This is a genomic window from Bacillus sp. SJZ110 (assembly GCF_006715455.1).
GTDB classification, from domain to species: Bacteria; Bacillota; Bacilli; order Bacillales; family Bacillaceae; genus Bacillus; species Bacillus subtilis.
Window position 1 is genome coordinate 21,455 of record NZ_VFNF01000010.1, and the last position, 21,496, is coordinate 42,950.

At 43.1% G+C, this 21,496-nt stretch carries 23 protein-coding genes; all 23 read right to left on the reverse strand.

From position 1 onward, the window contains the following. Positions 1–3: 3 nt before the first annotated feature. Complete coding sequence (yabQ, locus tag FB592_RS20185) at positions 4–639, reverse strand: spore cortex biosynthesis protein YabQ (protein WP_021479720.1); 636 nt, start codon at positions 637–639, stop codon at positions 4–6. After that, positions 636–938: a sporulation protein YabP gene (gene yabP / locus FB592_RS20190; RefSeq protein ID WP_003226714.1), complete on the reverse strand. Its 303-nt coding sequence runs from the start codon at positions 936–938 to the stop codon at positions 636–638. The genes yabQ and yabP overlap by 4 nt, the downstream gene beginning before the upstream one ends. Before the next feature lie 78 nt (positions 939–1,016). Then, positions 1,017–1,277, reverse strand: a complete 261-nt coding sequence (locus tag FB592_RS20195) for an RNA-binding S4 domain-containing protein (RefSeq protein ID WP_003226716.1) — start codon at positions 1,275–1,277, stop codon at positions 1,017–1,019. Positions 1,278–1,279: 2 nt separating this feature from the next. After that, on the reverse strand, positions 1,280–2,749 hold the full coding sequence (gene yabN / locus FB592_RS20200) for a bifunctional methyltransferase/pyrophosphohydrolase YabN (RefSeq protein WP_141950079.1): 1,470 nt from the start codon (positions 2,747–2,749) through the stop codon (positions 1,280–1,282). Next, entirely contained in the window at positions 2,739–4,337 is a 1,599-nt protein-coding gene (locus FB592_RS20205; RefSeq protein WP_141950083.1) for a putative polysaccharide biosynthesis protein, read from the reverse strand. The genes yabN and FB592_RS20205 overlap by 11 nt, the downstream gene beginning before the upstream one ends. 181 nt (positions 4,338–4,518) lie before the next feature. Beyond that, entirely contained in the window at positions 4,519–5,055 is a 537-nt protein-coding gene (gene spoVT, locus FB592_RS20210) for a stage V sporulation protein T (RefSeq protein WP_003218365.1), read from the reverse strand. A gap of 135 nt (positions 5,056–5,190) precedes the next feature. After that, positions 5,191–8,724 (reverse strand): transcription-repair coupling factor, encoded by a 3,534-nt coding sequence (mfd, locus tag FB592_RS20215; protein WP_128737403.1) that lies wholly within the window; start codon positions 8,722–8,724, stop codon positions 5,191–5,193. A 69-nt stretch (positions 8,725–8,793) separates the two neighbouring features. Further along, positions 8,794–9,024 carry an anti-sigma-F factor Fin gene (gene fin, locus FB592_RS20220; RefSeq protein WP_003243417.1) on the reverse strand — a complete coding sequence of 77 codons (231 nt, stop codon included), beginning with the start codon at positions 9,022–9,024 and terminating at the stop codon, positions 8,794–8,796. Positions 9,025–9,083: 59 nt separating this feature from the next. Then, entirely contained in the window at positions 9,084–9,650 is a 567-nt protein-coding gene (gene pth, locus FB592_RS20225) for an aminoacyl-tRNA hydrolase (protein WP_003226727.1), read from the reverse strand. Between the two features lie 106 nt (positions 9,651–9,756). Continuing rightward, positions 9,757–10,371 (reverse strand): 50S ribosomal protein L25/general stress protein Ctc, encoded by a 615-nt coding sequence (locus FB592_RS20230; RefSeq protein ID WP_003243443.1) that lies wholly within the window; start codon positions 10,369–10,371, stop codon positions 9,757–9,759. A gap of 84 nt (positions 10,372–10,455) precedes the next feature. Then, a complete protein-coding gene (locus tag FB592_RS20235) occupies positions 10,456–11,409 on the reverse strand; it encodes a ribose-phosphate diphosphokinase (protein WP_003218353.1) in 954 nt (317 codons plus the stop codon). Positions 11,410–11,431: 22 nt separating this feature from the next. Next, positions 11,432–12,802, reverse strand: coding sequence for a bifunctional UDP-N-acetylglucosamine diphosphorylase/glucosamine-1-phosphate N-acetyltransferase GlmU (gene glmU, locus FB592_RS20240; RefSeq protein ID WP_015382564.1), 1,371 nt, complete (start codon positions 12,800–12,802; stop codon positions 11,432–11,434). 192 nt (positions 12,803–12,994) lie between these two features. Then, the gene (gene spoVG / locus FB592_RS20245; RefSeq protein ID WP_003218346.1) at positions 12,995–13,288 is read right to left on the reverse strand and encodes a septation regulator SpoVG; all 294 of its coding nucleotides are present in this window, start codon (positions 13,286–13,288) and stop codon (positions 12,995–12,997) included. Positions 13,289–13,482: 194 nt separating this feature from the next. Then, entirely contained in the window at positions 13,483–13,860 is a 378-nt protein-coding gene (gene ridA / locus FB592_RS20250; RefSeq protein ID WP_141950088.1) for a 2-iminobutanoate/2-iminopropanoate deaminase, read from the reverse strand. Next, a complete protein-coding gene (purR, locus tag FB592_RS20255) occupies positions 13,857–14,714 on the reverse strand; it encodes a pur operon repressor (protein ID WP_003218342.1) in 858 nt (285 codons plus the stop codon). Before purR ends, ridA begins: the two co-directional genes overlap by 4 nt. A gap of 55 nt (positions 14,715–14,769) precedes the next feature. Next, complete coding sequence (gene ispE / locus FB592_RS20260) at positions 14,770–15,639, reverse strand: 4-(cytidine 5'-diphospho)-2-C-methyl-D-erythritol kinase (protein WP_003226742.1); 870 nt, start codon at positions 15,637–15,639, stop codon at positions 14,770–14,772. Positions 15,640–15,786: 147 nt separating this feature from the next. Beyond that, positions 15,787–15,972 (reverse strand): small, acid-soluble spore protein, alpha/beta type, encoded by a 186-nt coding sequence (locus FB592_RS20265; protein ID WP_003218333.1) that lies wholly within the window; start codon positions 15,970–15,972, stop codon positions 15,787–15,789. A gap of 159 nt (positions 15,973–16,131) precedes the next feature. Next, on the reverse strand, positions 16,132–16,392 hold the full coding sequence (gene veg, locus FB592_RS20270) for a biofilm formation stimulator Veg (protein ID WP_003218330.1): 261 nt from the start codon (positions 16,390–16,392) through the stop codon (positions 16,132–16,134). A gap of 210 nt (positions 16,393–16,602) precedes the next feature. After that, positions 16,603–17,475: a sporulation-specific protease PrtG gene (gene prtG, locus FB592_RS20275; protein ID WP_014475574.1), complete on the reverse strand. Its 873-nt coding sequence runs from the start codon at positions 17,473–17,475 to the stop codon at positions 16,603–16,605. Positions 17,476–17,636: 161 nt separating this feature from the next. Further along, entirely contained in the window at positions 17,637–18,515 is an 879-nt protein-coding gene (rsmA, locus tag FB592_RS20280) for a 16S rRNA (adenine(1518)-N(6)/adenine(1519)-N(6))-dimethyltransferase RsmA (RefSeq protein WP_015253009.1), read from the reverse strand. After that, positions 18,508–19,068 carry a ribonuclease M5 gene (gene rnmV / locus FB592_RS20285; protein WP_032725229.1) on the reverse strand — a complete coding sequence of 187 codons (561 nt, stop codon included), beginning with the start codon at positions 19,066–19,068 and terminating at the stop codon, positions 18,508–18,510. The genes rsmA and rnmV overlap by 8 nt, the downstream gene beginning before the upstream one ends. A gap of 144 nt (positions 19,069–19,212) precedes the next feature. Continuing rightward, positions 19,213–20,526, reverse strand: a complete 1,314-nt coding sequence (locus FB592_RS20290) for a ubiquitin-like domain-containing protein (protein ID WP_049140362.1) — start codon at positions 20,524–20,526, stop codon at positions 19,213–19,215. Positions 20,527–20,681: 155 nt separating this feature from the next. Then, on the reverse strand, positions 20,682–21,449 hold the full coding sequence (locus FB592_RS20295) for a TatD family hydrolase (protein WP_049140368.1): 768 nt from the start codon (positions 21,447–21,449) through the stop codon (positions 20,682–20,684). Between the last annotated feature and the right edge of the window lie 47 nt (positions 21,450–21,496).

Sequence of the window (21,496 nt, forward strand, 5' to 3'; positions counted from 1 at the left end):
CTTTCATTTCTTCAAAAACCGTGTAATGGTCGTTCTTATGGTTATCAATAGTTTCTTCTTCTTTTTGAGAAATCCTGCACCTTTTTCAAAATAACGTCTAAAAGTTAGACGCATTTTCACAGGAAGAAGTTTCAAACATTGTTTCGCGATAAAACGGATCGGAAAACACAGAACCATGACTATTTTATATAGACACAGCAGGAGAAAACCTATCAGGCTGTATGTTTTCTTGAATAAAAATGCCGCCAGCCAGATGATCGCTCCGCATGTCCACACAATAGGACGAAATAACACGTGCTGAATGAGTTTTTTGAAGAATTGATAAACAGAAACAACAAGGTAAATGAAGAATTTCAGTATTTTTATATAGATTCGTTTGCAAAGGCTCTGATACGTCGCAACGCCCAGCAGAACCGCTAAAAAGATGTAAATCCTGAATTCTCCCTCATTTACATGAAGCAAAACATAAAAGAAAAGCAGCCCTTGCACAATCCAGAAAAGAATATCATGAATAAATAATAGCCATCTGGCTGTTTTGGCACGAATGACAAAGAGCCGGTATGTATCAAGCGAAGCACCAAGCCAGAGACCCATACCGGACATCGCCAGCATTGTATAGAATTGTGTCGTCAGCGTCATTTAAACAACTTGCTAAAAAACCCTTTAGCTTTATCCCCTTGTTGTTCGTCTAAGTACACTAAATCAAATACCCTGCCTTTAATCGAAACAATCCCTTTTTCCACATCAAGATTTTTCATCTGTAGGTTTTGGCCTCTGACGGAGAGCATTCCCATCACCGTTTCCAGCAGGAATTCTTCGTTATCAAAACTCTCCACATGCTTAACCCCAGAAATATCTAAATGCTTCCGGCCTTTCATTGTCACATCATGTTGTTCCGGAACAGACGAAGAACCTTTTTGATCATAATATGAATTCATCTATTCAGCCCCCATATCCTCGATACTTTTAGCATTATTACTGCATTGTATGAGGTAGGGAATTTTTTTAGAACAAGCCTATTCGCCGAGTTTTTCTTCTTTTAGAATCGTGTACATGTTTGCAGCTTCTTCTTTTTTCGTCGTGTCTTTCAATTCATTAACTTGAACCGTTACAAGCTTTTGGCCGAAGCGGACCGTTAGTTCATCTCCCGGTTTTACGTCAGAGCTTGCTTTAGCTTGGTTTCCGTTAATAGAGATTCGTCCTTGGTCAGCTACTTCCTTCGCTAGTGTACGCCGTTTGATCAGCCGTGATACTTTCAAAAATTTATCTAATCTCATATCTATGATCTCCTCTCAGTTTCTTTTGCTTCATTCCACAGTTTGTCCATGTCCTCAAGGGACATATTAGCCAACTCGACTCCCTTTTCCTTCGCTGTTTCCTCAATGTACGAGAAGCGTCTCCGGAATTTGTCATTAGTCATGGTCAGCGCTTCCTCTGGCTCTATTTTGTAGAAGCGGGCTACATTCACCAGCGCGAATAAAATGTCGCCAAACTCAGCTTTAAGATTGTGGTCGTGAGGAGCTTCAGAAACCTCAGAAGAAAATTCCTTCATTTCCTCACTTACCTTTTCCCAAATATCGCTGACGTCTTCCCAGTCAAAACCGACCTTCGCTGCTTTTTTCTGCAATTTAGCAGCTTTCGAAAGAGCTGGAAGGGTTTTCGGTACGCTGTCTAGTAACGATGATTCAGATGTATTTTTTTCGGCCTTTTTTATATCTTCCCAATTGGCCAAAACATCGTTTTCATCCTGAACCTTAACATCTTTAAACACATGGGGATGTCTTCGGACCATTTTTTCACTGATTCCTTTTATGACATCATCAATTGTGAAATAACCTTCATCTTCACCAATTTGCGCGTGAAGCAAGACCTGAAGCAAAACGTCGCCAAGCTCTTCGATCATATGGTCTGTGTCTTCTTCGTCAATAGCTTCGAGAAGCTCATAACATTCTTCAATCATGTACTGTTTTAATGACTGATGCGTCTGCTTTTTATCCCACGGACATCCATTAGGTCCGCGAAGCTCTCTGATGATGCTTCGGAACGTGGAGAATTCGTGATAAAGCAGCTTCTCTTCTTTAATCGGCGGAATATACACACTTGTTAAGTTGTTCAAGGCGACATTGCGGTCCAGCTCAAATAATGGCACTGTCTTGATCTCCTCGCCACGGCTGCCTGCTGCAGTCACAATGACGACCTCATAATCATCAGGCAGCTTCTCCATCAATGTCAGCTTGACTTCAGAAGCCGTCATTTGGTCGTAAACCTGACATATGATCAGATGATGTCTGAGCTCAAGCTCATCCGCAGACAATGTGCCGGCATCCACAAATTGAAAACCTTCAATCGGGTCAATTTGCAAGGCATTGAATGTGGCATCAAGGAAACTTTGTCCACCCGCGACTTTCACTTGAACGTTTTCCTTTTCCTGCCGCTCCGTCAGCAGCTGAACTGTTTTTTCTGCGACAAAAGGGTGTCCCGGCACAGCATAAACCACGTCCTCACGCCGCGCCGCTTCAAAGAGGATATCAGCAATTTCTTCATATACCGCCTCGAACTGATCATGTTTCTCATATATATCATCAAAGAAACGGATGTTCTTCGTTTCTTTTTCAAGCTCCTCAATTAAAGGATGATCCTTGGTTCTGACATACAGCGTATCTGCCTTCGTCAACAGCTTGTGTATACCAATTGTCAACTGGTCCATGTCTCCGGCACCAAGTCCCACGACTGTAATTTTACCCGCCATTTTGTTCTCTCCTTCTCATGAATTTGCTTAACTTGCTGCCGAATGGCACACTGTTCAGCTCTTCATCTGTAAATATTCCCAATCTCATCATACAATAAATAAACACCGCGCCACCAATTGCAACAGCAGAAAGACTCTCAATCACAGCAACTCCTCTTCCTGTTGCAGGAAACAAGAAAGTCCATAGACGCGTATACGCAAGCAAAACAGCTGACATCAAAAGAGCAGATCCAATAATCGGAATCAAAACGCCTCTAAGCTTATCGAGCCATTCCTTTTGCCGAAGCTGATACAAGTTAAGGCCGGCGACAGCCGCAAAGGAAGCCGCTGTCGCAAGCGATGCGCCTTCAATCCCATAGCGCGGAACCAAAAGTGTGTTTAACACCCATTTCACTGCAACACCCGCGCCCACCGCTATCGCAGGAAAAACTGTGTATCCCGCTCCCTGTAAGACTGCCGCTGCCGTTACCGCCAAGGATGCAAACAAAATGGAGCAGCTAAATACTTGTAACGCACCTGTCCCTTCTCCATTTTGAAACAGCATGATATTTACCGGCTTTAGAATGCAAATCAACCCAGCCGATGCGCCTGTACCGAGCACAAGGCATAGTTTCAAAGATGACGTGATTTTTTCTTTCATGATCTTCAGCTCTTTGTTTTTTACAGCCATAGAAATATACGGAACGAGTGACGTCGCAATGCTTACGGCAAAAACTGAACCGAGCTGCAGCAAGGGTTGTCCCCGATCATAGATCCCCTTTAGGCGTTTTGCTTCTTCGCTTGCCTCACCACCCGAAAGCAATGCATATAAATTCAAAGCATCAACAAGCTGGATAAACAAAAGCAGCAAACTGCTTACACAAATTGTAACCGAATATAAAAGCAGTTTTTTCGTCAATTCTTTTGTTGTGATGACATTTTCGTTTTGCCTATCCGTTTGGTTGTCTCTTTTCGTTTTGAACCAAAAAAACCCCAGTATCATCAATGCAACCAAACTTCCGGCAAGAGAGCCTGAAGCGGCTGCCGCTCCCGCAGTATAAAGCGAGGCTCCCTTTTTCACGAGCCAAAATGATAAACCCAAGAGCACCGCAACACGCAGAAACTGCTCTGTCATCTGTGATAAGGCTGAAGGGAGCATTTCGTGCCGGCCCTGAAAACCGCCTCTAAGCAATGCGACAAATGGGAACAGCAGAAACGCGTACGCGGTCACTTGAATTAACACGGCTAGATGCGAATCCCCCATAAAGAGTGCAATAGGAACAGCACCCAGATATAAACAAAGAAATAATAAAATACCGATTAAAGACAAAAATAACGCTGATATTTTTAATATGGTGTGATGATTTTTTTCACTATAATCATTCATCAGCTTTGAAATAATGACTGGAAATCCTGATGTGGACAGCATGACCGCAATACCAAGAAAGGGGTATACCTGCTGATATATATAAAATCCAACATCGCCGACAATGTTTTGAAACGGGACTCTGTAAACAGCGCTTAAAATTTTTGTGATGACGCCTGCCAGAATTAAAACAAAAGCCCCCTGCCAAATCCAATGCCGTTTAACGCCTATTGAATCGTCCATCCAAAAGCTCCTTCCCAACGTCAGGGGCAATACGGTTCACGTATTACCGCGGCACAAATAAAAACGAGGTTATTATACCACATCCCAACCCTTGGATTCCTTTTTCCGCACGCATGAAAAAGAACAGCGTCCCAAGGAGAGCTGTTCTTTACATACCTATTTTCGAAGAAAGGAATAAGACCTACTGTTCCATTTGACGAGCCAAAAATCCAGCTGCTGTTTCAACGGCTTTATGCTCTACTTCGCCCATTGTCTGATCTTTTGAAAAAATCACCACAGCACCTATCGGATCACCGTTCGCCACAATTGGGCCGACAGTATAAGAATTCATGTCCTCATCAATTCCATTCACAAGCTGTACTGATTTCGCATCACTCTCAAGCACGGAGCTGCGCTGATCCATTGTTCTTTCCAGCATTTCGCTGATTGACTTGTTTAAGTAATCTTTTTTGGAGCTGCCGGACACGGCAATATATACATCACGATCACAAATCAGCACTGAATGGCCGAGGCTGTCGTAAAGCGCGTCTGCATACTCCTTTGCAAAGTCTCCAAGCTCACTGATCGGAGAATACTTTTTCAAAATCACTTCTCCGTCACGATCTACAAAAATCTCAAGCGGATCGCCTTCCCTGATTCTCAGAGTTCTTCGAATTTCTTTAGGAATCACGACCCGACCTAAGTCATCAATACGACGTACGATACCGGTTGCTTTCATCTCTGGTGCCTCTCTTTCATTTGATGGTATATACATGTGGGAAAGACCTAAAGCAGTTACTTTATGTACCTTCCGCCTCGCTTGAAATTAGTATCCGTCACATCAAATGTAATATACACCAGAGAGTAACAAAATTTACGTTGATGAAATGGTTTGCTTCTTCACATCTTTTAAGCCCTTCAGCATGCCCAGCACGGTGTCGAGCCATTCATCAGCACTACGGCCTTTCGTCTGTATGGAGATTTTGAGTTTTTTCCCTTCCATTCCCAGTCCGATTTGTCTGCCATATTGATTGCCAAGCTCAAACAGCTTCTGTCCGTCAATTTCAGCACTTGCTTCTTCAGAAATTGTCAATCTGACAGCATCTTTATCCTGCTTAATCAGCTCGACACGTTCCTGTCTCGCATAGACCTTCATTTCTGCAACAGTAAACAAGTATTCGACTTCTTTTGGATAGTTTCCAAAGCGGTCGATCATTTCATCTTGAAGCTCATTCTTCTCTTCGATTGTCGCCACAGACCTGAAGCGTTTATACATATCAATTTTCTGTTTGCCGTCTTGAATATAAGTTTCCGGAATATACGCATCAAGCTCGACATCAATTTCTGTTTCAAACTGCTCTGTCTTCGCTGTGTCTCCTTTACGCTCCTCAATGGCCTCCTTCAGCATTTGTGAATAGAGGTCAAATCCGACCGAATCGATGAAGCCATGCTGCTGGGCACCAAGAAGATTCCCGGCTCCGCGAATCGTTAAGTCACGCATTGCGATTTTAAAACCGGAACCTAGCTCTGTGAATTCTTTAATAGCCTGCAGCCTTTTTTCAGCCACTTCTGTCAGCACTTTATCCCGGCGATACGTGAAGTACGCATACGCCACACGGTTAGAACGGCCGACACGCCCCCGCAGCTGGTAAAGCTGAGAAAGTCCCATCTTGTCGGCGTCAAATACGATCAGCGTATTGACGTTCGGGATGTCCACGCCAGTTTCGATAATGGTTGTGCTGACGAGAACGTCTGATTCTCCTTCAAGGAAACTTAGCATAACGGTTTCTAATTCATTTTCTGTCATTTTCCCATGCGCATATGCTACCTTCGCGTCAGGGACTAGCATTGAAATTTCATCCGCTTTCCGCTCAATGTCCTCTACCCGGTTGTACAAGAAATAGACCTGGCCTCCGCGTGCAAGCTCACGTTCAATCGCCTCTCTGACAAGAGCGCCGTTATATTCCACAACATACGTCTGTACAGGGAAGCGATTTTCCGGCGGAGTCTCGATGACTGAAAGGTCCCTTACGCCAAGCATAGACATATGCAGCGTACGCGGAATCGGTGTTGCTGTTAACGTTAATACATCAACATTGGCTTTTATTTGCTTGATCTTTTCTTTATGGGTTACACCGAAACGCTGCTCTTCATCAATGATGAGGAGCCCTAAATCTTTATACACGACATCCTTTGATAGCAGCCGATGCGTCCCGATGACGATATCAACTGTTCCGTTTTTCAGCCCTTTGATTGTTTCGTTTGCTTCTTTTCTCGTTCTGAACCTGCTGAGAAGTCCGATATTAATCGGATAGTCCTGGAAGCGCTCTTTTATGGTTTCATAGTGCTGCTGCGCCAAAATTGTTGTCGGAACGAGCAGAGCTACCTGCTTTCCGTCACCGATCGCCTTAAACGCTGCACGTATGGCAACCTCTGTTTTACCGTAGCCAACATCTCCGCATAGCAAGCGGTCCATCGGACGTTCTCTTTCCATGTCTTTTTTGATTTCGTGAATCGAACGGAGCTGATCATCAGTCTCTTGATAAGGGAAAGCAGATTCGAATTCACGCTGCATCTCATGGTCAGGAGAAAACGCATAGCCCTTGCTCGCTTCTCTTTCGGCATACAGCTTAATTAAGTCGTCAGCAATATCTTGAACGGATGTCTCTACTTTTTTCTTGACCCGCTTCCATTCACTTCCGCCTAATTTATACAGCTTTGGCTCTTTTCCTTCGGAGCCGACATATTTTTGGACCTGATCAATTTGTTCTACAGGGACGTAAAGCTTGTCACTGCCCTGATAATGTATATTTAAATAGTCTTTATGAATGCCGTTGATTTCAAGAGTTTCAATCCCCAGGTACTTTCCGATCCCGTGATTAATATGAACGACATAATCTCCAATTTGAAGCTCAGAATAGCTTTTGATGCGCTCTGCATTGGTAAGCTTCTGTTTTCGCGGCTTCTTCTTTACACGGTTTTTGAACAGTTCTTCTTCCGTGATAACGGCAAGCTTCATTAACGGCAGCTCAAATCCTGATTGGAGCTCGCCTTCCATGATATAGACCTGTCCCTGAACAAGCGCTTTTTTGCTGTCTGTCACGGCGGCCTCGATATCATAATCAGCCAAAACAGATGACAATTTCTGTGTACGTTCCTTGTTTGCTCCTAAGAACACAACAGTGAAATTTGATTTTTTAAAACGCTCCATTTCGCCCGCAAGCACGTTCATTTGGCCATGGAAACTCTGCATTTGCCGGCCTGACACATTAACGATATTTTGCGGGCTCGTATGGTGTACATGCCGCAAAAATAAAGAGTAGTACAGCAGAGGCCGTTTTTGCTCAGCCACTATTTTTTGGAAGCTGAATGACAAACGAATGTCATGCAAAATCTTCCCTTCCTCAAGAAGATTTGTGATAAACTCCGCTTCTTCTTTTTGAAGCTGTTCTTCCATCTCATGAATCCGACTGACTTCATCCAAAATCAGAAGTGTATTATCAGGTGTATAATCTAGTAAACTAGCAGGCTTTTCATAGAAATATGAGAGATACTTCACGAGCTCCTGATCTGTCTGGCCTTCAGACAAGCGTTCTTTATCGTGAGAAATATTCGCATGAAGTATTTCTTTTTGTTTGTCAGCCTTTAATTTTTTCAAGCTCGCGGCAAGACCACTATCGATTTTCTCCATCGCCCGCGCTTTTTCTTCCGGTCTGATAATTAATTCCTTCGCGGGACCGATATTGATCGAGGTAAGGGTCTCAATTGACCGCTGATCATCTGAATTAAAGCTGCGGATTGAATCCACCTCGGTGTCAAAAAGTTCAATTCTCACCGGATTCTCTGAAGTCAACGGATAAATGTCGATGATTCCCCCGCGAATACTGAATTCCCCGGGCGCAGAAACCATATCAGACCGCTCATACCCTACCTCTACCAGCCGTGACGCAAGCTGGTCAGGTTCGATATCATGGCCTACTTGAATGAGCATCTGGCTGCTTTTCCACACCTCTACAGGCGGCAGCATTCTTCTGATTGCCGCTACCGGAGCAACGACAATTGGCGCTTCTCCATTCGTTAGTCTATTAATGACATCTAATCGCTGCGCCCGCAATTCAGGGCTTGCAACTGCGATTTCTGATGAAATGAGTTCATTGACGGGGTACAAAAGGACAGACCGATCCTCTAGAAGTGAAGTCAGATCATCTGTTACTTTCTGGGCTTGATATAAGTTATGGGTGATGAGAAAGATAGGCTTATTCGTTTCATTAGCCAGAGCAGAAGTAAAAACAGAACGCGCGGAACCCGACAGACCCGCGAGCAGCTGTTCCTTCAGGCCCTCGTGTAAACCGTTGATGATGGATTTAAAGTCATCGCTTTCTTTTATAAAGGTTTGAATGTTATCCATATGGCCCCTCCTCTCTGTTTCCTGCGAGAACAGAAAAACGCTTTGGTCTAGTGTCTACACCAAAGCTTTTTATTGAATAAATGTGTGATATTCGTGGTAATGCGGATTTCGGTCAAGCGCCTCTTGGCAATCTTCACATATCGTCAAAACATGGACATCTCCATTTTCTTTATAAGAAATCATATCGTTTCTTTCCTCATTTGTTAAGTGCTGAAATCCAAGTGAGTCTGTCGATACCATTGAAGATTCGAGACTGCCTACTTTCACTCCGCAATGACGACAATAATAATGCAAAGCCATACAAGGGACCTCCTGATGAAAAAGTCATTTTGGTGTAGTATGGACTTTGTTGTTACATTTTATACCTTTGCGTTAAATTCGTTCATGACTTCTAAAAACGGTTTACTCAAAGAAGCCTCACAAGCCTTCACAGATTTATCAACCGCTTCTTCGATCTCAGGTGCCTCCTCCTTGGTAAAGGAGCCTAACACATAATCAACGACCTTCATGCCGTTTACAGGCCGGCCGATTCCGATGCGGATACGGTCAAACTCGGATGTTCCAAGATGCTGGATCAGTGATTTGATGCCATTGTGCCCTCCGGCGCTTCCTTTCGTTCTTAAACGGATCTTGCCAGTCGGAAGGTCAAGGTCGTCGTAAATGACTGTCAAATCTTCGTTATCGACATCATAGTAGTCCATTAAAGGCCGCAAACATTCTCCTGATAAATTCATATATGTAAGCGGTTTAACAAGTAGAACCTTTTTGCCGGAAACAAATCCGGTTCCGTATAATCCGTTAAATTTATTTTGATTCAGCTCTATATTCCATTCCTTTGCAAGCTGATCTATCACCATAAATCCGACATTATGCCGTGTATTTTCATAGTTCTTCCCCGGGTTTCCGAGACCGGCAATCACAAGCATGGCGAATCCTCCCTTAGTCACATAACTCCCGTCTTCATAATCGGGCTATAATTCTTCTCATTCTAGCACAAAAGACGTAACCGCGGGAGGGTTACGCCTTAAGCTATTATTGTTCGTTTTCACCTTCTGGCTGAGCATCGGCAGATTCCTCTTCATCGACCTCAGCTGCTTCCTGCTGCTGCGGAGGAAGGATTGAAGCCACAACCTCATCTGATTCATGATTAAAGGAGTAGTCACCGCCAGCAGGCAAATCCGCAATCGTCAGTACTTCATTTACATCGAGGCTTGAAATATCAGCCTCAATCGTTTGCGGAATGGCTTTTGGCTTGGCCTTTACAGTAAGTGCATATAACGGCTGCTGCAGTACGCCTCCGTTTTTCACTCCAATGGCTTCTCCGGTCAGATGAATCGGAACTTCCACTTCAATGTCCTCACTCATATTAACTACTTGAAAATCAGCATGAGTGATTTCATTTTTCAACGGGTCCGTCTGCAGGTCTGTTACCATGACTGAGTGTTTTTCTCCGCTGACCTCAAGCGTAATGACTGCATTTTTGCCTTCGTCCCTCAGCGTTTTGATGAGCTCCACACTGTCTAATGACACAGGTTTGTTACCCGTATCCTTCCCATATATGATACCTGGAACATGTCCTGAAGTACGGATATTCCGAAGAGACGAACGAGTAAAGTCCGTTCTTTCTTTTGCCGTTAAAGTTGCCATATTCAGCACCATCCTATTGTCGTTTTAGTTGTCCTATTACAAACAATACCCATAACGATAAGGATTTAAACCTCGAAAAATGGTTTAGCTGAACAGATAGCTGACTGATTGCTGCTCATGAACGCGAATAATCGCTTCGGCCAGAAGCGGTCCGACTGAAAGCTGCTTAAAGCGTTCAATTTTCTTTTCTTCAGGAAGCTTGATGCTGTTTGTCACAACAAGCTCTTTAATTGTTGAATTATTAATCCGTTCAACCGCAGGGCCTGATAGTACAGGGTGTGTACAGCATGCATATACTTCTTTCGCTCCGTTTTCAACGAGCGCATTAGCAGCAAGTGTAATCGTACCTGCAGTATCAATAATGTCATCGATGAGGATAGCAGTCTTCCCTTCGATGTTACCTACAATATTCATGACTTCCGCCACGTTTGGACGCGGACGGCGTTTATCGATAATCGCAATTGGCGCTTTTAGTCGGTCAGCCAGTTTGCGGGCACGTGTCACACCGCCATGGTCTGGTGAAACAATGACGATATCTTCAAGATTTTTGCCTTCAAAATATTCTCCTAAAATCGGAACACCCATTAAGTGGTCAATCGGTATATCAAAGAATCCTTGAATTTGCGGCGCATGCAGGTCAAGTGCAATCACACGAGTCGCACCGGCTGTTTCAAGCAGGTTAGCGAAAAGTTTAGCTGTGATTGGCTCACGGGATCTTGCTTTTCTGTCTTGACGCGCATAACCGTAATAAGGAATAACAATGTTAATCGTTTTTGCAGAAGCGCGTTTTAACGCATCTACCATAATCAGCAGTTCCATAATATGCTCGTTAACGGGGTCACTTGTAGACTGGATGATGTAACAATCACATCCGCGAATACTTTCTTCGATATTAATTTGGACTTCCCCGTCACTAAATCTTGTGACAGAACATTTCCCTAATTGAACTCCAACTATATCTGCGATTTCTTTTGCAAGCTCTGGATTCGAATTCAAAGAAAAAATCTTTAAATTCTTATCTCCGTATTGATTAGACATGGATAAACCTCCGAATTTAGGATTATTTTTTATGAATATTTTTCACATAATCGTCTTTATTTACTTGTCTCGCTCTGGCAATAGCAAGTGCTTTTCCAGGTACATCTTCCGTAACAGTTGAACCTGCCGCCACATAAGCGCCTTCTCCGACTGTGACAGGGGCAACCAAGTTGGAATTGCAGCCGATAAACGCGCCATCTTCAATTTTTGTCAAATACTTATTCTTTCCATCATAATTGACAGTAATTGAACCGCAGCCCAGGTTTACATCAGTGCCTACCTCAGCATCGCCGACATAGCTTAGATGAGATGCCTTGCTTCGGTCTCCGAATTGAGTCTTTTTAATTTCTACAAAATTCCCGATCTTCACTTCATTCCCGATGACAGAATCAGGTCTGATGTGAGCAAAAGGTCCTATGTTTACATCATTCCCCACTTTACTGTGATTGACTACCGATTGTTTAATAACCGTACGGCTGCCAATGGCACTATTCATAATCTCCGTATGAGGGCCAATAATCGTATCTTCTCCGATTTGCACCTCACCTTTAATCACAGTTCCAGGGTAAATCACAGTATCGCTTCCGATAACAGCGTCAGGAGAAATATACGTATTCATCGGGTCGATCAACGTCACGCCATTTTGCATATGCCGTTTATTAATGCGCTCTTTCATAAATTGTTCTGCCTGAGAAAGAGCAACTCTATCATTAACTCCGAGCGTTTCTTGGAAATTACCAGTCTGGTAAGCGGCAACAGTTTCGCCTTCATTTTTAAGAATCTCTATGACATCCGGCAAATAATACTCGCCTTGGGCATTATCATTAGACACCTGATCAATAGCCCGAAATAGCGCTTCATTGTCAAAACAATACGTACCGGTGTTGATCTCAGTTACAAGACGTTCTTCTTCAGAGGCGTCCTTATGCTCAACGATTTTTTGAACCGCTCCGTTTTCGCTGCGAATAATGCGGCCGTATCCGGTTGGATCTTCTGCAACCGCAGTTAAAATCGTAGCTTTCGCTTCTCTTTGTGTATGTTCTTTCAGCATCTGTTCCATCGTCTCTGCTGTCAAAAGCGGCGTATCTCCGCAAATGACAATTGTGACGCCTTTTTCGTCAGCAAGAAATGGCTGTGCCTGTTTTACAGCATGAGCAGTGCCAAGCTGTTCTGCTTGAAGCGCGTACTCGCTTTTATCACCAAGCTGCTTTTTCACTTCTTCCGCACCATGTCCGACAATCGTGACAAGCTTTGATAAAGATAATTTTAAGGCTTCGTCCACGACGTGCTCTACCATAGGCTTACCGCAAACTGGATGAAGGACTTTATAAAGCTTCGATTTCATTCTCGTTCCTTGTCCAGCCGCTAAAACAACTGCAAACCGCTTATCCATTTATTGGCCTCCAATATCCCTTTTATCCATAGAAAAATATATCCTAAATATCTTCTGATTTCAAGGAGACTTCATGAAGTGCAAGAATTTTCTATTGAGTGCAACTAAGTTTGAAAAATCAGAATTAAAAAAGGACCGCCGGCAAAAGGCTTATGTCAGCCCTTTCAGCAGTCCTTGCTTTTTGGTTATTTTTTAAGAAGCTCCAGCTTCTTCGAATTCTAATGCTTCAGTGTCACCCAGACGATGATACTCATTTAACACGGCATCTTGAATCTTTCCTCGCGTGCTTGAATTAATAGGATGAGCAATATCGCGGAACTCTCCATCAGGGGTGCGTTTACTCGGCATCGCAACGAAAAGACCATTGTTTCCATCAATCACACGAATATCATGTACAACAAATTCGTGATCCAGCGTGATGGATGCAATCGCTCTCATGCGACCATCGGTATTCACGCGGCGTAATCTTACGTCAGTAACTTCCACAGTAGTTCACCACCTTTTCCCTATATAAAAGCATTAGTGTATCAATTCCACGATTTTTTCTGAAATCCTGCTCGTTTTTAAAATATTTTTTGAAAAAATAGGATATAGTTACACAATTAGGTCATAAAGCTTTCATTTCGGGCATAAGGTAAATAAAAAAGTGATCCCGGGCTCTCCCAGAATCACTTTTCTTATTATTTCACCAGTGCAATAACTTCAATCTCGACTAACGCATCCTTCGGGAGTCTCGCGACTTCAACACAAGATCTCGCCGGTTTGTGAGTGTCAAAGTATTGTCCGTACACTTCGTTTACTTCCGCAAACTGTTCCATATCCGCGATAAATACAGTTGCTTTTACAACTTTTTCAAAAGAAGCACCCGCTTCTTCCAGAACCGCCTTTAAATTGCTGAATACTTGATGAGTCTGCTCCTTAATATCGCCGTTCACCATTTCGCCTGAAGGAGTCAAAGGGATTTGACCTGAGCTGTAAAACATATTGTTGACGATAATCCCTTGTGAATAAGGCCCGATTGCCGCTGGGGCATGTTTTGTGTGGACTGCTTTTGTCATGATTCTGTCTCTCCATTCTTTAAAAGATTGTCTTTAAAAAAACGCAGAAAATTGCCATTCTGAATTTCAATGGACTTCTCTTTCATGTTGATGGTTGAAAGAGTAAGAAGTGACATATATTCGTCAACAAGACGTTCATCTACTCCTTCGGCTTCAACTAAGACGCCGATTCCCGCCACATTTGCGTTAAACTCATCCAACAGGTTAATCATACCATTAATGGTGCCGCCTGCTTTCATAAAGTCATCAATAATGAGTACGTTTGAACCCGTTTTCATGCTTCTTTTCGCAAGTGACATTGTTTGAATGCGGTTTGAGGAGCCTGAAACATAATTAATGCTGACTGTGGAGCCCTCTGTTACCTTATTGTCTTTACGAACGATCACAACAGGCACATTCAAATAGCTTGCAGCTGCATACGCAAGAGGGATGCCTTTCGTGGCAACGGTCATGACAACATCAATTTCGCGCTCTGCAAACACGGAAGCAAACAGCTTCCCTACCTTGGAGAGTACAGATGGCTTTCCTAAGATATCCGTTAAATATACATAACCGCCCGGAAGGATACGCTCAGGATTTGCCAGCGACTGTCCAAGTGTCTGCACAAACTCTTCAGCTTCAGCCTGCTTCATTTTCGGAATATATTTAACGCCTCCGGCAGCTCCGGGAACAGTAAGCAAAGTACCAATCCCCTGCTGTTCAAAGGTTTGTTTAATAATTGTTAAATCTTCACTGATCGATGATTTTGCAGATTCATACCGCTCAGAGAAAAAGGTTAGCGGTATTAACTCGTGCGGATGGGTTAACAAATAATTTGTTAAGTCCACCAATCTGCCGCTGCGACGAAACTTCATGAACTTACCCCCAAAATCCGAATATTTTAAGATCAATATAACTTAACATACGGATTTAATCAAGAGCGTTCTGTTCGCCGATCATTCTCACCGCATAAACTTGATCGCAGAAGCCTCTTAACCCGTTATAAATTCTCTGCACCTTCGACTCATACTGAACCAGTCCAAATACTGTCGGGCCGCTCCCGCTCATTAACACGGCATCTGCACCAAAGCGTTTCATCTGGTTTTTAATCATCGCAACTTCAGGATGCATGTCGAGTGTAACAGATTCAAGCACATTGCCTAAACGGCTGCACATCTTCTGAAAACTCTTCTCTTCTATCGCCTCGATCATGCCTTGTACATCGGGATGCTCTATACCATCCAGTTTCAGCGCTCTGTACACTTCAGCAGTTGAAACACCGATTGTCGGCTTCGCTAAAATGACCCAGCAGTGCGGAGGCGTGCTTATATGTTTAATTTTCTCGCCGCGCCCTGTTGCTAATGCAGTTCCGCCATAGACACAAAATGAAACGTCAGAGCCAATTTCCGCTCCAAGCTCAGCAAGCGTTTCCGCGGACAGATTTAAATTCCACAGTCTGTTCAGCCCTCTGAGTGTCGCCGCCGCATCACTGCTTCCGCCGGCAAGACCGGCAGCCACCGGAATTACCTTCGTAATCATGATGGAAACTCCCTTTTTCACGTTGTATCTGTCCTTGATCAGCTTGGCAGCCTGATAAGCTAAGTTTCTTTGGTCATCAGGCACAAATCGGTTGTGGGAGGAAACCCTCACTTCATCCTCTGCAAGCTCCGTCAATTCAATTCGATCAGCTAAATCAATTGTCGTCATGATCATTTCGACTTCATGATAGCCATCCGGGCGTTTTCGGGTGACGTCAAGTGACAGATTGATCTTAGCTGGCGCTTTTTCTAAAATACGCATAGCTTTCACCTACTTCTCCATCTAAACATAAGTATGAACATTGTATCACATTTGAAGTACAGGATGAACATATCCATATTCAGCCCATTATGTATTTATATCCAAAATAAAAAAACCAGGGAACAGCACGTCCCCCGGGTCACATCCTTATCGGTTATTCTGATTCTGAGCCATTTGCTGTTCGGCGATTTCTATAGCGCGCTTTACCATGTTACCGGCATCGCGAGCCCGAATTTCGCCCCAGCCGCCATTTTTTACTGTGTCATAAAAACCAAGGTCTTTAGCAAGCTCATATTTAAACTCATCTGACATAACTCCACGACGTCTGCCCAAACGAAACAACCCCTTTTTTAGAAGTGATAGCCATTCGTGCACGTCACGATAATATGTGACTGTTTTATCTTTTGTTAAATCAGATGGAACTTTCGTTAAAATTACTGGAAACCAAAAAAGGGCAAAACAAAAAGCAGTAAACAAAAGGTTCACTGCCCGTTAAAATGCCACTGAGCTTGCGGCGTCATCATTAAATGTCAGCTCAACAGTCTCAGTCAAAATATCAGCATAACTGTATGAAACTCTTTCAAACGAGTTCTCGTCTTGATCTAGTTGTATCACAAAAACAGAAGGGTACGTCTCAGCTAAAATGCCCGAACGCTCAATCGTTTTTCGGCGGCCACCGTTTGCTTTTAACGTCAGCCTTTTACCTAAATTCCCATCAAGCGATCTTTTAATATCGGACAACGTCTTCGCCATTGCATCCACCTCACTACATTTATTGTACAACACGAGCCCATTTTTGTCAAATAAAATTTAAATTATATCAACGTTAATAAGACGTTGTCAATAAAATTATTTTGACAAAATTCTATGATTCCTCAATTATGTTCCGCAAGTTTCGGTAAATTATGTATCATTATGTAAAATAAAAAACCCGCATAGCTCTCCTATGCAGGTTTTCAACTGTTAATTGGACTTATAAGGCATACCAATTCTCAGAACTCCTCTTGTTTCAATACCTCCAAGCCCTTTCTCTCTTGTCAGCGTATTACGGAGCACTTCCCATACATTAATCCGTTCCATAAACGGCGTAAAGCTGATCTTCGCGACGATATATACCGGATCAAGCGCATGAATATTGACTCTTGACGGTGAACTTGCAAAATTCGCACCCGCTCTGATGAGTGATTCAAAATGGGATTGGCAGGCCCCCGCAAAAATAACAAGCTGATCTAAGTGAGGGATCTTTTTTCGGGCTGTTTGAACAGTTTCAACAAAGTGCTTAGAATGTCTGTACGCATTCAAATCATCAATGCCGCCCTTTTGCTTCGAATACGCATCATGCCCTGTGATCACCAGGATATCAGGTCGATATTTGTCGAGCAATTCTTCAATAGAAGCAGACATTTTCTTTTCATGGCAATGGATGCCATAGACCGGCACTCCAATTTTTTTATAGACATTCAGGCATTTTTTCAGATATGCTTCGTCACCATCCAGATGAAGCACTTTGCCCGGCATATGGAAATAATGCTCCTGATGCTGATATTGGCTTGTCGCATAGTACTCCTGCTTTTCTCTGAGCAGCTTATAATCTTGGCGGAGTAATTCGAGCGACTCATTCATTCTGCTCTCATCTTTCTTTTTCCGCATCATCTGCTCATCCTTTTTCACTGCCACCAGATCAGAAAAATCCGAATCAGCAATCAGCCTGACTTCATCTCCATGCAAAATGGCAATTGAATTTCCTTTGCTTGTTTGCTCTATTCCTATAATTCGAAACAAAACATCCATCTGATAGGATTTTCTGGCTACCATATCCCCTATTTGAAATTGCACGTTCCTCACTCCACACATAGACTAAGCCTCATCATGAAAGAAAGAGCCTTGAGAAAGCGCCTTTTTTCGCTGAGTCCAAGTTTTTTCTTATCATTGAATGAAAGGTCCTTCTCTAGCCTATGTAGCGGCAGTCCATGTGGTGCGCAAAACAAAAAGCCCTTTTAGAAAAGGGCTTTATACAATCCGTTAGACAGCGCTGCGAACTCCTCAATAGACAGGGATTCACCTCGGCGCTTACCGTCAATATTTGTTTCTTCGAGCACTTGCTCAATCGTTGATTTTTGCGCTTTTCCTTCAGGCAGATTGTTAACTAAGTTATTGAGCAGCGTTTTACGGCGCTGTGCAAAGCTTGCCTTGATGAGCTGAAAGAAAAAGGATTCGTTTTCCACGTCCACTGCCGGGCCGTCTCGGAGAATCAGACGGATGACTGCGGAATCGACATTAGGCTGAGGAACAAATACGGTTTTCGGAACGATCATCACCGTTTTGGCTTCTGTATAAAACTGCACCGCGATTGAAAGCGAGCCGTATTCCTTAGATGAAGGATCAGCCGCCATGCGCTCAGCCACTTCTTTTTGCAGCATGACCACAATCCCTTTCAGCGGAAGATGTTCTTCAAGCAGTTTCATGATAATCGGTGTTGTTACGTAATAAGGAAGGTTGGCAACTACCATGATCTCATCACAATCTTGAAATTGTTCTTCAATGACCGATTTGACATCAGCCTTTAACACGTCATGATGAATGACAGTAACATTGTCGTAAGGTGACAGCGTATCCTTCAGAATCGGCAATAATCGCTGGTCAATCTCAAATGCCACGACCTTTTTCGCCCGCTTGGCAAGCTGTTCGGTTAAAGCCCCGATTCCCGGGCCGATTTCAATGACACCTGTTTTCTCCGTCACTTCCGCGTGATCGACAATTCTGTTTAAAATGTTCGTATCAATTAAGAAATTCTGTCCTAGGCTCTTTTTAAAAGAAAAACCGTATTTCTTCAGTATCTCTTTCGTTCTAATCGGTGTCGCAATATCTTTATTCATTCTGTTCCTCCCGCATAACGGTATCGAGCGCACTCATAAAATCACTTTTTTTAATTTGAAACATTTGCAGCCGCTTTTGAAGCTGTTTGCCATTTGTATAGCCGATTTTCAACAGATCACCCAGTCGTTCCCGGCGGCGTTTGGCCGCAGGTCCGCCTATTAGTCCGGCATGAATCAAATCCTCAGCTGAAATGTCACTCGGCTGCGCTTCCATCTCCTCATGCACATTTTCTAAACATGCCCTAATGCTTTCAACCGATGCATGCTCCACACCAATTCCCCGCTTGTTTTTAGGTTTGGCAAGATGTTTTGGCAAAAATGCATGCTTACAGCCGGGTACAGCCTCTGAGATGGTTTTGCGAATCTTCTCTCCCGGAAAGTCCGGATCCGTTAAAACAATGACGCCTCTGGTCTTCTGGGCCAAACGGATTTGGTCAATCACATGATCATCGATGGCTGAACCATTTGTTTCAATTGTGTCTGCATCAACAGCCAATTTGATGCGGGCCGTATCATCACGCCCCTCGACCACAATGATCTCTTTAATTTTCATTATTTCCTCCAAGACAAAATAAAAACTTTTGTATATTCATGAAACTTTTTCTTATATCGAGCGTCTAATAAGCAGAAAATGCACTTTGTCTATTATAACGAAAAAAACAGAGGGCGCAAAACCCTCTGAATACATAAGTATATACTAATTTAAGATTTTAATTTTGACTGTTTTATTTCCCCATCGGTACGCCGATGATTTCTCTGGGAAAAAGACGTCTATCTTGTTCCCTTTAATCGCTGAACCGGTATCTGCAGCAATAGCATATCCATAGCCTTCCACGTGGACTTTGGAGCCTAGCGGAATGACATTTGGATCCACAGCGATGACTTTGGCATTCGGATTATTTTTTAAATTGACGCCTGTCGCTGTATGTCCTGAACAACCGCTGCAGCTTGCCGTATAAGCCGTAGATGATACAGTCATGACTTTGCCTGTTGATTCATTGCTGCGGGACACAACTGTTTTTGAATCACCTGAAGCACTGACCGTTTCAACTTTTGGACTGCTTTGCTTTGTGCCGACAGCAATCACTTTATCTTTGCTTTGTTCAGCTGTTTCTTCTTTTACAAGCTCTCTGGACACTTCTTTACCGTTTTCTTTAACGACTTCGAAATGTTTTTTTAGCTTGCCTTCTTTTCCTTTTTGGACGACCTTTTCTTTCCCTTTTTCAAGAGAAGCGTCTTCTTGCTTTTTCACATCGAACGCAATCTTCTCTTCAACTACATCGGTGACCTTTTCGATACGAGTAATTGTAATATCAGCCTTTCCTTTCGTCAGCTTTGCATCTAACGCAGGCTTGATTTTATCTTCGTCTTTTATGTTCATCTTTTGCTGTTTTAAAAAGTCAGCGACCGTAGTCGAAGTCGTCCAGATCTTCTTTTGTTTCCCTGCATCATTCACAGTAACCTGAAATGCGGGCTCTATGTTAATCTTCATGTCTTTCGAAATATCTGTATCTATTGCGGGATCAATTTGATCTTGTTCTTTCACATCAACATCTTGTTCGTCCAGTAATGCACCGACCGTTTTTGCTGTTGACCATAATGTCTTTTCTTCCCCGTTTATTGTAAGCTTCACAGGTTTTGCAGCCTCATACACAACGTCCATGTCTGCTGTTATCTTTGTCTGTTTAGCAGGTGTGATCTTGTCTTCGTCTCTTGTCTTTATATCAAGCGTCCCCAAAAGATCACCGACTGTATTTGCATGTGTGCGTATATGTTTCTTTTTGCCATTGATAGAAACTGAGACTGATTGTTTCGTCAGCTCATGAGCCGCGTACGCAGTCCCGCTTCCTGCCAAAAGCAAACAAGCAGCAACCAGAATGACTTTGCTTTTGCTAAGCTTTACGGAAAACAGCTTTTTCATTTTTTGTGTGATGAAAAACGCCTCCTTCTCCTCGGAGAGATTATATAGAGTATCTAAAAGGCTGTCAACCCTCCCTTCTCTTTCTCCCAAAAGCTCAGTGTCTTCTTCATTATCCTGAAATACACTGAGAAACGGAAGAAAGACTTGTCGACAAACCTATCCTATGAGGAGAAGAAAGCATGTAGAACTTTTATAGAAAAACGCTGTAAGGGACAAGCTCTTACAAAACCCGCTAGCGTTTTTTGTCAGTTTATACGGAAAAGTCTTTTCGCATTTTTAGTCGTGATGGAAGCAATCTCTTCAAAGGTCATTTCTTTTAATTCGGCGATTTGTTCTGCCACATATTTCACATAGCTTGGCTCATTTCTTTTCCCGCGGAAAGGGTGCGGTGTGAGAAACGGGCAGTCCGTTTCAATCAGCAGCCGGTCATTGGGAATTTCCTTCACTACTTCCTTCGGTTTCTTCGCATTTTTAAATGTCACCGGTCCCCCAAATGATAAATAAAAATTCATTTTCATGCATTCTCTTGCCACTTCCGCACTTCCTGTAAAGCAGTGCATGATTCCGCCCACAGCTTCTGCGCCTTCCTCTTTCAAAATGGTCACGACATCCTCCGTTGCATCACGGTTATGAATGATAATAGGCAAATTGACCTCTTTCGCTAAGGCGATTTGTTTTCTAAACACCTCTTTTTGAATATCTTTAGGTGATTTATCCCAATGATAATCCAGTCCCATTTCCCCTATCGCTACCACTTTCTCATGAGCAGAAAGCTCTTTAATCCACGCTAAGTCTTCCTCTGTCATGTCAATAGCGTCAACAGGGTGCCAGCCAATGGCTGCATAAATAAAATCATATTCCTCAATCATTTCCATCGCACGGGTAATCGTCGGACGGTCAAAACCAACTACGACAATTCGTTCAACTTTTTCAGCTTTTGCCCGTTCAATAACCTCTTCAAGATCAGTATCATATTGTTCTGCATTTAAATGCGCGTGTGTGTCAAACAACATAAGTGAAAAACTCCTTTCTTGTCGAAACACAAAAGGTGTTCGACGAA